Source organism: Achromobacter sp. 2789STDY5608621, from assembly GCF_001299375.1.
Lineage (GTDB): Bacteria > Pseudomonadota > Gammaproteobacteria > Burkholderiales > Burkholderiaceae_B > Achromobacter > Achromobacter insuavis.
The window spans coordinates 36,412-48,322 of the sequence record NZ_CYTU01000017.1 but is presented as its reverse complement, the minus strand read 5'-3'; the positions used below and the strand labels follow the sequence as shown (position 1 = coordinate 48,322).

At 68.6% G+C, this 11,911-nt stretch carries 13 protein-coding genes; 9 read left to right on the top strand and 4 right to left on the bottom strand.

Features of this window, described 5'->3' with window-relative positions:
* Nucleotides 1-35: 35 nt before the first annotated feature.
* The 3 genes from torA to AOZ53_RS17340 are packed head-to-tail and all read right to left on the bottom strand — an operon-like array spanning nt 36 to nt 3,973.
* A complete protein-coding gene (gene torA, locus AOZ53_RS17350) occupies nt 36-2,546 on the bottom strand; it encodes a trimethylamine-N-oxide reductase TorA (RefSeq protein ID WP_054488688.1) in 2,511 nt (836 codons plus the stop codon).
* Between the two features lie 7 nt (nt 2,547-2,553).
* Nucleotides 2,554-3,774, bottom strand: a complete 1,221-nt coding sequence (torC, locus tag AOZ53_RS17345) for a pentaheme c-type cytochrome TorC (protein ID WP_054488686.1) — start codon at nt 3,772-3,774, stop codon at nt 2,554-2,556.
* Nucleotides 3,775-3,811: 37 nt separating this feature from the next.
* Nucleotides 3,812-3,973, bottom strand: coding sequence for a hypothetical protein (locus AOZ53_RS17340; RefSeq protein ID WP_156333429.1), 162 nt, complete (start codon nt 3,971-3,973; stop codon nt 3,812-3,814).
* Nucleotides 3,974-4,373: 400 nt separating this feature from the next.
* On the opposite strand from AOZ53_RS17340, the gene ccmA reads away from it, so the two are divergent.
* The 9 genes from ccmA to ccmI are packed head-to-tail and all read left to right on the top strand — an operon-like array spanning nt 4,374 to nt 11,192.
* A complete protein-coding gene (gene ccmA, locus AOZ53_RS17335) occupies nt 4,374-5,000 on the top strand; it encodes a cytochrome c biogenesis heme-transporting ATPase CcmA (RefSeq protein ID WP_054432213.1) in 627 nt (208 codons plus the stop codon).
* Nucleotides 4,997-5,737 (top strand): heme exporter protein CcmB, encoded by a 741-nt coding sequence (ccmB, locus tag AOZ53_RS17330; protein WP_082380440.1) that lies wholly within the window; start codon nt 4,997-4,999, stop codon nt 5,735-5,737. Before ccmA ends, ccmB begins: the two co-directional genes overlap by 4 nt.
* A gap of 5 nt (nt 5,738-5,742) precedes the next feature.
* Nucleotides 5,743-6,567, top strand: coding sequence for a heme ABC transporter permease CcmC (ccmC, locus tag AOZ53_RS17325; protein ID WP_054488760.1), 825 nt, complete (start codon nt 5,743-5,745; stop codon nt 6,565-6,567).
* Nucleotides 6,567-6,755 carry a heme exporter protein CcmD gene (gene ccmD, locus AOZ53_RS17320; RefSeq protein ID WP_054488683.1) on the top strand — a complete coding sequence of 63 codons (189 nt, stop codon included), beginning with the start codon at nt 6,567-6,569 and terminating at the stop codon, nt 6,753-6,755. The genes ccmC and ccmD overlap by 1 nt, the downstream gene beginning before the upstream one ends.
* Nucleotides 6,755-7,201 (top strand): cytochrome c maturation protein CcmE, encoded by a 447-nt coding sequence (ccmE, locus tag AOZ53_RS17315; RefSeq protein ID WP_054475920.1) that lies wholly within the window; start codon nt 6,755-6,757, stop codon nt 7,199-7,201. Before ccmD ends, ccmE begins: the two co-directional genes overlap by 1 nt.
* The gene (locus tag AOZ53_RS17310) at nt 7,198-9,192 is read left to right on the top strand and encodes a heme lyase CcmF/NrfE family subunit (RefSeq protein WP_054432216.1); all 1,995 of its coding nucleotides are present in this window, start codon (nt 7,198-7,200) and stop codon (nt 9,190-9,192) included. Before ccmE ends, AOZ53_RS17310 begins: the two co-directional genes overlap by 4 nt.
* Nucleotides 9,189-9,722, top strand: coding sequence for a DsbE family thiol:disulfide interchange protein (locus tag AOZ53_RS17305; protein WP_054432217.1), 534 nt, complete (start codon nt 9,189-9,191; stop codon nt 9,720-9,722). The genes AOZ53_RS17310 and AOZ53_RS17305 overlap by 4 nt, the downstream gene beginning before the upstream one ends.
* Nucleotides 9,712-10,287, top strand: coding sequence for a cytochrome c-type biogenesis protein (locus tag AOZ53_RS17300; RefSeq protein WP_082385668.1), 576 nt, complete (start codon nt 9,712-9,714; stop codon nt 10,285-10,287). The genes AOZ53_RS17305 and AOZ53_RS17300 overlap by 11 nt, the downstream gene beginning before the upstream one ends.
* Entirely contained in the window at nt 10,284-11,192 is a 909-nt protein-coding gene (gene ccmI / locus AOZ53_RS17295; protein ID WP_054488681.1) for a c-type cytochrome biogenesis protein CcmI, read from the top strand. The genes AOZ53_RS17300 and ccmI overlap by 4 nt, the downstream gene beginning before the upstream one ends.
* A 46-nt stretch (nt 11,193-11,238) precedes the next feature.
* Here ccmI and AOZ53_RS17290 read toward each other — a convergent pair whose 3' ends face one another.
* Nucleotides 11,239-11,796, bottom strand: a complete 558-nt coding sequence (locus AOZ53_RS17290; RefSeq protein WP_082385667.1) for a DNA-deoxyinosine glycosylase — start codon at nt 11,794-11,796, stop codon at nt 11,239-11,241.
* Nucleotides 11,797-11,911: the final 115 nt, after the last annotated feature.

Below are 11,911 nucleotides of genomic sequence, written 5' to 3'. Positions count from 1 at the left end.
CGGGCACGCGCGCGGATGGCGGCCCGGCGATTGCGTCAATGCCCCGCCAGGACCTTGCCGCCGATGTCCACCTCGATGGGGCCGCCGAACGCAGTCACCGCGGGCGCGGCTCCCTGGAACAGCTCGATTTCCACCAGGCAGGTATTGGCGCTCGGCGCCTGCGCCAGTTCGGAGGTGCCGATGTCCAGCGTCAGCGTGTTGGGATCCCCGTAGGTATCCAGCGCGCCGATCTCGGGGCCGGTGGGCCCGTACCAGGCCCCTTCCTGGATGCGGACGACGCCCGGCGGGAAGTTGGCGGAAATGGACGCCCCCGCCAGCAACTGGCCCCGGCCGTTGAAGACGCGCACCAGGTCTCCGTGCCTGATGCCGCGCCGCTTGGCATCCTCGGGGCTGAGGTAGACCGGCTCGCGCCCCTGGATCGTGTAGGTCGCGCGTCGCGTCGGCGATTCGCAGGTCTGCGAATGCAGGCGGGTATCCGGGTGCGCCGATTGCAGCCAGAGCGGATACTTGTCCGAATGCGGCCCGTTGTGGGAACGCTCGGCCTTTTCCATCCAGACCGGATGCCCCTTGCAGTCGCGGTAACCAAATCCCGCGATCTTGCGGCTGTAGATCTCGATGAACCCGGACGGCGTGCCCAGCGCGTTGACCTCCGGGTCCTCGCGGAAATCGGCGTGCCGCACCCAGGGCTGGCCTTCGGGGAACAGCACATAGCCTGTCTCCCAGAATTCGGCGAACGGCGGCATCGCATACCCCTTGCCGGCGTTTTCCTTGCGGCAGTCTTCGTACAGCGATTCGACCCACTGCATCTCGCTCATGTTGCGGGTGTATTCGACGTCGCGCTGCATGCGCTTGCAGAAGTCCGTCCAGATGTCGAAATCCGAGCGCGAGTGATACAGCGGATCGACCAGCTTGTGCATGGCGATCACGCCGCGGTTCGAATATGAGCCATACGCGTCGATGTCATTGCGCTCGTACGGCGTGCAGGCCGGCAGCACGATATCGGCGAAACGGCAGGTGGCGGTCCAGTTGTAGTCGATGGCCACCACCGTCTCGAGCTTCTGGTAGGCCGCCTTCATCCGGTTGCGGTCCTGCTGCCGGTGCCACTGGTTGCACCCCGAGAACAGGGCCACCTTGTACGGCGGCAGTTTCACCTTGTGCCCGTTGAAGTTGATTTCCTTGCCCGGCTCCAGCAGTGCGTCGATGACGCGGGACACCGGCACGACGGCGCTGTATCCCTGGTAGTCGCTGTTCTCGTGGCGGGGCGTGCGCCCGGTATCCAGATTCAGGGGAAAGGCGCCAGGCATCGACGCGCCGGAGGACGACACGCCCACCGAACTGTAGTGATGCGAAAAGCTGATGCCGCCGCCGGGCAGGCCGATCTGGCCCAGCATCGCCGCCAGGATGGCGCCCATCCAGTAGGGTTGCTCGCCATGCTGCTGGCGCTGTATCGCCCAGCCGAACATCAGCTGGGTGCGATGGGCCGCCATCAGGCGCGCCAGTTCGCGTATCCGCGCCGCCGGCACGCCGCAGATGGACTCGGCCCATTCCGGCGTTCTTTCGATCTTGTCCTCGGTCTTGCCATCCAGGTAGGCGGTGAATTCGTCGAAGCCCACCGCATAGGTCTCGAGGAACTTCTTGTCGTGCAGACCTTCCTTCCACAGCGTATGGGCGATACCCAGCATGAAGGCCACGTCCGTCAGCGGGTTGACGTACTGCTGCTCGCACTCCAGGTAATTGCGCGTCTTGCTTTTCACCGGATCGACGCAGATCACCTGGATCTCGTTGTTGGCCACCTTCTGCTTCAACTGCTCGAAGTACGCGTAGGCCTCGTGCGTCTCGGTGTTCCAACCCACCTGCAGGTTCTTGATCGGATCGCTCGCCCAGAAAACCAGTACCTGGGTTTCCTTGAGGATGATGTCCCAGGACGTGCCCTGCGAATACACCTCGGTCGACCCCAGCACGTAAGGCAATATGGTCTGCCCGGCGCCGGTCGAGTAATCGCCCGCCGTCCCCACGCTGTAGCTGTGCATCCCCATGGCCCGCAGCATATGGTTGCCGCAGCTGTGCATCAGCCCCACCGAACGCCAGCCCACGTTGCCCACGTGCAGCGCCCACGGTCCGTAGTCCTTCTGGACCCGCTCGACCTCGCTATAGACCAGGTCCAGCGCCTCGTCCCACCCCACCCGGATGAAGCGGTTGTCGCCGCGCAGGCCGCCGGACTGGCCGCGCTTGCGGTACCAGTCCAGCCGCACCATGGGATAGCGCACCCGCGAGGCGCTGTACAGCACGTCGAGCGTGCCATCGAGGATCGGCGTCGGGTGCTTGTCGAACTCGAACGGCTTGATTTCGACCACGCGGCCGGCCACGACGCGCGCCCGGAAGGCGCCCCAGTGGGCGCCGGAAAATCGCCAGCGCCCGGGGCCGGCATCGCCCGAGCCCCCCTGCGCGGCGCGCACCACATTGCCATTGCGCAACAGCGGCGGGATGGCGAAAGAACCCAGCGAAGCGGCGATACCGCCCATGAACCGGCGACGGGAAATCTTCATGACTATCTCAGTGGGCCGAGGCCACACCGTCCTTTACAACGAAATCAGAGGAATGCAATTGCAGATACTTCAGGACCAGCTTCGCGGTCGGGTCGTCCATGTTGGTGAATCCGACCATGCCGCCAAACAGCCCGGGCCATTGGTTGGCGTCGTGCGAAGCCTCGTTCGGCTGGCGATGGCACACGCTGCAGCTTTGCGAATAGCTCTGCCGGGCCACGCCCCAGATCGGCTCGACGTTGTCGACCAGCCCGCCGCCGCGCAGCCAGACCGTGGCGGAAATCTTCTGCCACTCCAGGCCGGTGACCTTGTCGACCTGGGTCTCGAGCACGTGGATCAGGTCATCGTCCCGCGAGACCTCCTTGGCCAGCACGGCGCTGGTGATGTTCAGGCCGAAGCGGCCGTACAACACGCGCGCATACCCCTTGTTCTTCCGCCAGAGCTGCAGCTCGACCTGCACCGCGTCGTTCTTTTTCTGCAGCACCTTGGCGTCGGTGGCGATCTCGATGGCGCCGATCTCCCGCGTCAGTTCCGGGTCCGCGTAGAGCGGCTGGGGCATGACGCTGTAATAGCGCTTGCCGGTCTCGATGGCCGCGCCGCGGGCCTCGGATGTGAGCGCCGCCAGCGCCGGATTGCCCTGCGACTTGACCTCGGGCAGGTGGTGCGCGATGCCCTTGTGGCAGTCGACGCAGCTGGCGTTGCGTTCCGCCGCGCCATGCATGATGGTCTGCGACGTCACGCGCATCTTGTCGAAGTCCATGCTGGCGTAGTCATGGCAGTTGCGGCATTCCTTGGAGTTGTTGGCCTTGAAGCGGGCCCACTCGCGCGTGGCGAGCACGATGCGGTGCTCCTTGAATTTCTCGGGCGTGCCGATGGTTCCCATCAGATGCCCCAGCACCTCGCGCGAAGCCTGCATCTTGCGCGCCACCTTGGACGTGAAGTCGTGCGGCACGTGGCAATCGGGACAATGGGCGCGCACCCCCGAGCGGTTCTTCCAGTGCACCGTCTGCTTCAGCTCGGGCAGCACCGTGTCGCTCATCGAGTGGCACGAGATACAGAAGGCCTCAGAATTGGTGGCGTTCATGCTGGTATTGAACAGCGCGAGGAACGTCACGCCGCCGATGAATCCACCGATGACCAGGACGCCCAGTCCGATTCTGGTGGAGGGGCGCAGCAACAACGCGAGCACCCAGTGAATTGCAGTCTTGACTGCCTTGAAGCGATTTTTCATGTGTAGGCCCAACCGGCTGGTTTCTCGGATTTCGTTTTCAGGCCGGCGGGCCCCAAAACAGAATCTGTCCGAACCACACGATGAATCCAAACACGCAGATCATCAGGAAGGCCACGACGGGACATGCGACGAAGGCCAGCGACAGGAATTTCGCCCACTCCGCGGCCATGCCGGTTTGATGCTTTGATTTGTTTTTCACTGGATACGACTTTGCAAATTTCATCTACGACCGGCCGCGCGCCGTGCGCTTGCACGACGCGGGACCGCTACAACCAGCGCGGCCTGTGGCCAGACCGTCGCCTTTTTTTATTTGACGCGACGGTGCGACATTCATGTTGATCTCGGTCAATCGTCGACCCCGCAACACGGCCTCAGCGGAACAACTCGGACCGATCCGAATCGGCCACCCGCCAGCAGTTGAATTCGCGCGAACCGCGGGCATTTTTGCCTACAGGTAAATCAGTCCGACAAAGTCGAAAAACGGCCTGAACGGGGCAAACCGGCGGCGCGGATTATTTAATATCCCACTCCGTTGTCGGCGTCGCGCCACCTTGGCCAAGCGGGGGTTGTTTACATGAATATCTGGATGGGCGCCGGCCATGCTTGAAGCACGCGATCTCACCTGTTCGAAAGGGGACCGCCTGCTGTTCCCGCCCCTGTCGTTCCAATTGCGGGCCGGGCAGATGCTGCGCGTGGTCGCGCCCAACGGCCATGGCAAGACCAGCCTGCTGCGCACCCTGTGCGGCCTGGCCCGCGCGGATAGCGGCGCGGTGTGGTGGCGCGGCACGGACATCCAGCGCCTGGGCGCCGGCTTCCGCCAGCATCTGCTCTACCTCGGCCATGCCGATGCGCTCAACGACCTGCTGACGCCGCTGGAAAACCTGCGCCTGCTCTGCCAGGCCCAGGCCCTGCCCGCGACGGCGGCGGCCTGTCGGGACGCGCTCTGCCGGATGGGCCTGGAAGCCGGGCTCGACCTGCCCGTGGGCGTCCTGTCGCAAGGCCAGCGGCGGCGCGCCGTGCTGGCGCGGCTGCTGCTGCATCCGGCGCGTGCACTGTGGTTGCTGGATGAACCCTTCACCGCGCTCGACGCCGCCACCGTGGCGCACCTTGCGCGCCTCCTGACGCGTCATTGCGATGACGGCGGACGGGTCGTCCTGACCACCCACCAGGACGTGCCGCTCGAGCGCGCGCCGCGCGTGCTCGACCTGGCCGGAGGCACGGCATGAAGCCGTCCGCCCAGCCCGCCTCCCAGGCCGCGCCCGCAACCGCCGCGTCCCGGTCCGCCGCATCGCTGTGGTCCACCCCCTTCTTCGCCGTTCTGCGGCGAGACCTGCTGCTCGCCTGCCGGGCGCGGGCCGACCTCGTCGTCTCCCTGCTTTTTTTCGTGCTGGTCGCCTGCCTGTTTCCCCTGGCCGTGGGCGCCGACGCCGCGCGCCTGCGGGCGATGGCGCCCGGGATACTGTGGGTCGCCGCCCTGCTGTCGGCCTTGTTGTCGCAACACCGGCTGTTCGCGCAGGACCACGCCGACGGCGCGCTCGAACAATGGCTGCTGTCGCCCGAGCCCGCCGCGCTATGGGTGCTGGCCAAGATCCTCGCGCACTGGATCGGAACCGGTCTGCCTTTGGTGCTGATGGCGCCGGCCATGGGCCTGCTGTTTGACCTGAGTCAGTGTTCCCGCTGGACCCTGTCGATATCGTTCGCGCTGGGAACGCCGGTACTGGCGCTGCTGGGCGCCCTCGGCGCCGCGCTGACATTGGGACTGCGCGGCGGCGGCGTGCTGCAGGCCCTGCTGCTGCTGCCCCTGTTCGCGCCGGTGCTGATCTTCGGCGCCGGATCGGTCACGGCGTGCGCGGCGGGCCAGGTCCCCGCAACGCCGTTCCTGCTGCTCGGCGCCGCGCTGCTGGCGGCGCTGGCCCTGGTTCCTCCCGCTTGTGCGCTGGCACTGCGGTTCGCCGTCGAATGATGAAGATGCACAGACCGTCCCCCGACCTTCCCGCCCCGCCGCGCCGACCCGCGCGCCTGCTGCGATTCGCCGCGCCGCAGGTCTTCTATCCGCTGGCGGGCAGGCTCATCCCCTGGTGCGCGGCCCTGGCCGCCCTGTTCGGCCTGGCGGCGTGCTGGACCGGCTTTTTCGTCGCGCCCACCGATGCGACCCAGGGCGAGGTCTACCGCATCATCTTCATCCATGTGGCCGCCGCCTGGATGTCCATGTTCGTCTATCTGTTGATGGCCTTCTGGTCGGCGCTCGGCCTGATCCTGCAGACCCGCCTGTCCTTCATCATGGCCCGCGCCCTGGCGCCCACCGGCGCGATGTTCTGCTTCGTCGCGCTCTGGAGCGGCGCGTTGTGGGGACGGCCGGCCTGGGGCGCCTACTGGGTCTGGGATGCCCGCCTGACCTCGCAACTGCTGCTGTTCTTCCTGTACCTGGGCTACCTGGCGCTCACCGCCCTGCATGTCGATCCGCGCCGCGGCGACCGCGCCGGGGCCCTGCTCGCCCTGGTCGGCGCCATCAACGTTCCCGTCATCTACTTCTCGGTGACGTGGTGGAACACGCTGCACCAGGGCGCTTCGGTCAGCCTGACCCGGGCGCCCTCGATGGCGACCACCATGCTGGTCGCCATGCTGCTCATGACGCTCGCCGCCTGGGCCTACACGGCGGCCATCGCGCTGATGCGCGCGCGCACCTTGATCCTGGAGCGGGACTGCCACGCCGGCTGGGTCCGGGACCTGATCGAGCCGCGCGGCATCCCGGACAGCAAGGACGCGCGCGCCCTCAAGCAAGGAGCGGCCTGATGCAATGGGAATCCTGGGCAGCGTTCTGGCACATGGGCGGCAGCGGCGCCTTCGTCTGGGGCAGCTACGGCGCGCTGGCGCTGCTGGTGCTGGCCGAGTGCGTGGCGCTGGCGCGGCGCCGCCGCCGCGCGATCCGCCGCATCGCCGCGCGCCATCGCGCCCGCCGCGCCCCCGGGGAACCGCTTTGATGCCCCCGCGCCGCAAACGCCTGTTCCTGCTGCTCGGGGCGCTGGCGCTGCTGGCGTCGGCCGTCGCCCTGATGCTGACGGCGATGCGCCAGAACCTGGTGTTCTTCCATACCCCCAGCGAGATCGCCCGCGGCGAGGCCCCGCGCGAACGGCTGCTGCGCATCGGCGGCCTGGTGCAGGCCGGATCGCTGCGGCGCCAGGCCGATGGCCTGACCGTCCGCTTCGTCATCACCGACACCGCTCGCAGCGTGCCCGTGACCTACCGCGGGTCCTTGCCCGACCTGTTCCAGGAAGGCAAGGGCGTGGTGGCCCAGGGCATGCTGGGCGGCGACGGGGTGTTCGTCGCCACCAGCGTGCTCGCCCGCCACGACGAAAACTACACTCCGGTCGAGGCGCAACATGCCCTCGACCGCGCCCACGACGCCGAAAAGACGCTACAGCGATGATTGCGGAACTGGGCCATTTCTCGCTGATGATCGCGTTCGCCCTGGCGCTGGTCCAGGCCATCCCGCCCCTGTATGGCGCCTGGCGCGGCCGCGCCGCGCTAATGGCGGTCGGCCGCGCCGCCGCGCGCGGGCAGTTGCTCTTCATCCTGCTGTCCTATGCCTGCCTGAACCTGCTGTTCATCGGCAATGATTTCTCGGTGCGGCTGGTCGCCGCCAACTCGCACACCCAGACCCCGCTGATCTACCGCATCACCGGCGTCTGGGGCAACCACGAAGGGTCCATGCTGTTGTGGATCGTCTCGCTGTCGCTATGGACGGCGGCGGTCACGCGGTTCAGCCGCCACCTGCCCGAGGCCTTCATGGCGCGGGTGCTCGGCATCATGGGCTGCGTCAGCGCCGGCTTCATCGCCTTCACGCTGCTGACCTCCAACCCCTTCGAACGACTGCTGCCCGCGCCCGCCCAGGGCAACGACCTGAACCCGATGCTGCAGGACCCGGGCATGATCATCCACCCGCCCCTGCTGTACCTGGGCTACGTCGGCTTCAGCGTCGCCTTTGCCTTCGCCATCGCCGCCTTGCTCACGGGTCGCCTGGACGCGGCCTGGGCGCGCTGGTCGCGGCCCTGGACCGTGGCCGCCTGGGTCCTGCTGACGGCGGGGATCGCGGTCGGATCGAGCTGGGCCTACTACGAACTGGGCTGGGGCGGCTGGTGGTTCTGGGACCCGGTGGAAAACGCCTCGTTCATGCCGTGGCTGCTGGGCACCGCCCTGATCCATTCACTCGCCGTGACCGAAAAGCGCGGGGCGTTCCGCAGCTGGACCGTGCTGCTGGCCATCGGCGCCTTCTCGCTGTCGTTGCTGGGCACCTTCCTGGTCCGTTCCGGCGTGGTCACCTCGGTGCACGCCTTTGCCACCGATCCGGCGCGCGGCCTGTTCATCCTGTGCCTGCTGGTCGCGGTGATCGGCGCGTCGCTGATCCTGTTCGCCTGGCGCGCGCCAAGGCTGCAGGGCGGCGGCAGCTTCCAGCTGATATCACGCGACGCCGCCTTGCTGGCCAACAACGCGCTGCTGGCGGTCGCCTGCGCCGCGGTGCTGCTGGGCACCCTGTATCCGCTGTTCCTGGACGCGCTGGACCTGGGCAAGATCTCGGTCGGTCCGCCCTACTTCGACTCGACGTTCGTGCCCTTGATGACGCCGGTGCTGGCGCTGGTCGTGCTGGGCACCTTCGTGCGCTGGAAGGCAGATACCGGGCAACGGCTGGCGCGGCGCCTGGGGCCCACACTGCTGGCGAGCGTCTTGATGGCGATGGGCCTGGCGGGCGGACTCGGGCATTTCACCTGGCGCACCTGCCTGGGCCTGTTCCTGGCGGCCTGGCTCGTCCTGGGCAGCGCGCAACTGCTCAGGGACCGCCTCGCCAGCGGCGCCCGAGCCGCGCTGGCGACGCGCCTGCGCGGCATTCCCGCGGCCTGGTGGGGCATGTGGCTGGCCCATCTCGGCCTGGGCGTGTTCGTCATCGGCGTCACCATGGTCAACAGTTTCCAGTCCAGCCTGGACGTGAAGATGCTGCCCGGGCAGACCGCGCAATTGGCCGGATACACCTTTACTTTCGACGGCGTGCGGCAGGAACAAGGCCCCAACTGGGTCGCGGCGCGCGCCACGCTCGAGGTCGCGCGCAACGGCCGCCACGTCGCGACCCTGCGGCCCGAAACGCGCACCTACGTGGCGCACGCCATGCCGATGACGCAATCGGCCATCGACGTCGGCCCGCTGCGCGACGTGTACACCGCCCTGGGCGAACCGCTGCCCGACGGCAGCTGGATCGTCAATCTCTTCCACAAGCCGTTCATCAGCTGGATCTGGGCCGGCTGCGGCCTGATGATCCTGGGCGGCCTGTGCGCGGCCAGCGACCGGCGCTACCGCAAACTGGCGCAACGGGACGTTGGCGGCGCCGCCCGGGCGGTCCCGGACGCGGGCACGGCGGGCGCGCCATGAAGCTCAGGTTCCTCATCCCTTTCCTGCTGTTCCTGGGGCTGGCCGGCTTTCTCGCCATGGGCCTGGGCCGCGATCCGCGTGAACTGCCATCGCCCCTCATCGCGCAGCCCGCGCCGCCATTCCGCCTGGCGCGGCTGGATGCGCCGGAGCGCCACTTCGGCCTGGACGACATGCGCGGCAAGGTGTGGCTGTTCAACGTCTGGGCCAGCTGGTGCGTCGCCTGCCGCGCCGAACATGCCGTGCTGCTGCGCGCCGCGCGCGACGGCCGCATCCCCATCATCGGCCTCGACTACAAGGACGACGCCGCCGACGCGCGCGCCTGGCTGGCCCGGTTGGGCACCCCCTACGACGTCTCGGTGGCCGACCCTGACGGCAGGGTCGGCATCGACTACGGCGTCTACGGCGTGCCCGAGACCTTCCTGATCGACGCCAACGGCATCATCCGCTACAAGCATATCGGCCCCGTCACCCAGGAGGTGCTTGACACCATCCTGATGCCGCGGGCGCGGGAGGCGCGGGATGAACGCTGATCGCGCCTTTTCACTGCGCCCCGGCCTGCGCGCAGCACCGTCCCGCCGGTCCAGTCCGGCACGCCACCGCGCCCGCGCCTGGGCGACCGCGCTTGCGCTGACCCTGGCCTTCGGCGCCCAGGCGGCCAACGAAGCCCCCGCCGCCGCGCCGGACCCGGCGCTGGAGGCTCGCGTCCAGGCCTTCACCCGGGACCTGCGCTGCCTGGTGTGCCAGAACGAATCCCTGGCCGATTCGCGCGCACCGCTGGCGCGCGATCTACGCCGGGAAGTGCGCGAGCTTTTCCTGGCAGGCCGCAGCGAGGCGCAGGTGCGCCAGTTCCTGGTGTCCCGCTATGGCGACTTCGTGCTCTACGATCCGCCGCTCAAGGCCAGCACCGCCCTGCTCTGGACCGGCCCCGGGCTGTTGCTGGCCGCGGCGCTGGGCGGCCTGCTGTGGCGCTTGCGACGCCATGCGCGCCATGCCGAGCCCCCCTTGGGCCAGACCGACGCCGCCGAGGCCAGGGCCCTGCTGGCCGATGAGGCCGCGCCGCGGGTCGATTGCCGTCATCGGGAGGGCCAACCTTGACGCTGTTTCTCATCATGGCGGCCGCCCTGGTCCTGCTCGCCCTGCTGTTTGTCCTGCCGCCCCTGCTGGGATCGGGCGCCCCATCCCCCCCCGAGGCGCCACGCCAGGCGCAGGCATCATTGCGGGTCCTGCGGGAACAATGGGCGCAACTGCGGGCCAACCACGCCGGCGGCCGCATCGCAGCGGCCGACTACGCCCTGGCCTGCGCCGAGCTGGAACGGCGCGCGCTACAGGAAGGCCGCGCCACCGCCACCGCCGTCGATGCGCGGCCCGCGCGGCGCTGGGCCGCGGCCATCGCGCTGCTGCTGCCCTTGATTACCGCCGCCCTGTACGGCGCGCTGGGCAACCCCGCCGGCATCACGGCCGGCGGCGATCCCATGGTCACCGCCAGCGCGGATCATGACGCCCCCGGCCAGATGACCGATCTGCTGGCCGGCCTGATCCAGCGCCTCGAAGCCACCCCCGCCGACCCCGCCGGCTGGACCATGCTGGCCAACACCTACCTGACCCTGGAGGATTTTGCCGGCGGCGCGGCGACCTGGCAGCGCATCGGCGCCAAGGCGCCGGACGACCCCACGGTGCTGGCCGACTGGGCCGACATCCTGGCCACCGCCGCGAACGGCGATTTCACCGGCGAACCCGACCGGCTGATCGGCCGCGTGCTGGCGCGCGCGCCCGATGACGTGAAAGGCCTGGCCCTGGCCGGCACCAGCGCATTCTTCCGCCACGACTACCCGGCGGCCATCGGTTACTGGGAGCGCCTGCTGACCCGGGTCGAACCCGACGACCCCGTCCGTGCCCAGATCCAGACCGGACTGGACGAGGCCCGGCAACAGCTCGACCGGGCACCTGGCACGGCGGCAACCCCGGACGGCGCACGCGCGGTAGAACCCGCCGCCCCCTGAACAAGAAGCCCCCGCGCGGCCACCGCCCGGCCGGCAGCCCCCCGCATCAATCGCCGCGCGCGCAACCGGGCGGCGTCAAAGCCTCGCGCCAGACGGCCAGCTTCTTCTCGAACGACGCGGCGGCATGAGCCGGACTGGTGGAAGGCAGGTCGACGTATTGCAGCGCCAGGCCCGGCAGCCCCGGCAGGACATGGCGCCGAAACAGCGCGGCGGCCTTGCCCCCGTTGAAGCAGATGCGGATCAGGCGCGGATGGGCCTGGAGAAAGGCGGCGAAGTCGTTCGGAACCAGCGTGTCGCCGCGGATATCGGCGTCCAGGCTGCCCGGACGTTCGCAGGCCTGCAACACGTCCCATAACGCCACGCCGGCCTGCCGCAACGCCTGCAGCCGCTCGGCATACCCGGCGGCGGAATCGAAGCCCAACACCTGAGCGGCGATCGGCCAGAAGGCGTTGCGCGGGTGGGCGTAATAGCGGACCTGCCTGAGCGACGCGACGCCGGGCATGGACCCCAGCACCAGGATGCGGGCGTCGGCGGCGGCGACCGGGGCAAAGCCCTGGACGTGGGAGGACTGCCCGGGGTCAGCGATATCGGATTGTCGTGGCATGGCGCAAGAATACCCCGGGGTCGACGCATCGCTTCTGCTGCGAGCCAGGGGCCCACCTGCAGGCGGCCGCGGCAGGCTCGGGCGGCAGCCGCGGATATCAGGACGAACAAGCCAA

Excerpts from the sequence above, each read along its gene's own strand:
- torA (WP_054488688.1), bottom strand. The coding sequence starts at position 2,546 with ATGAAGATTTCCCGTCGCCGGTTCATGGGCGGTATCGCCGCTTCGCTG.
- torC (WP_054488686.1), bottom strand. The coding sequence starts at position 3,774 with ATGAAAAATCGCTTCAAGGCAGTCAAGACTGCAATTCACTGGGTGCTC.
- ccmA (WP_054432213.1), top strand. The coding sequence starts at position 4,374 with ATGCTTGAAGCACGCGATCTCACCTGTTCGAAAGGGGACCGCCTGCTG.
- ccmB (WP_082380440.1), top strand. The coding sequence starts at position 4,997 with ATGAAGCCGTCCGCCCAGCCCGCCTCCCAGGCCGCGCCCGCAACCGCC.
- ccmC (WP_054488760.1), top strand. The coding sequence starts at position 5,743 with ATGCACAGACCGTCCCCCGACCTTCCCGCCCCGCCGCGCCGACCCGCG.
- ccmD (WP_054488683.1), top strand. The coding sequence starts at position 6,567 with ATGCAATGGGAATCCTGGGCAGCGTTCTGGCACATGGGCGGCAGCGGC.
- ccmE (WP_054475920.1), top strand. The coding sequence starts at position 6,755 with ATGCCCCCGCGCCGCAAACGCCTGTTCCTGCTGCTCGGGGCGCTGGCG.
- AOZ53_RS17310 (WP_054432216.1), top strand. The coding sequence starts at position 7,198 with ATGATTGCGGAACTGGGCCATTTCTCGCTGATGATCGCGTTCGCCCTG.
- AOZ53_RS17305 (WP_054432217.1), top strand. The coding sequence starts at position 9,189 with ATGAAGCTCAGGTTCCTCATCCCTTTCCTGCTGTTCCTGGGGCTGGCC.
- AOZ53_RS17300 (WP_082385668.1), top strand. The coding sequence starts at position 9,712 with ATGAACGCTGATCGCGCCTTTTCACTGCGCCCCGGCCTGCGCGCAGCA.
- AOZ53_RS17290 (WP_082385667.1), bottom strand. The coding sequence starts at position 11,796 with ATGCCACGACAATCCGATATCGCTGACCCCGGGCAGTCCTCCCACGTC.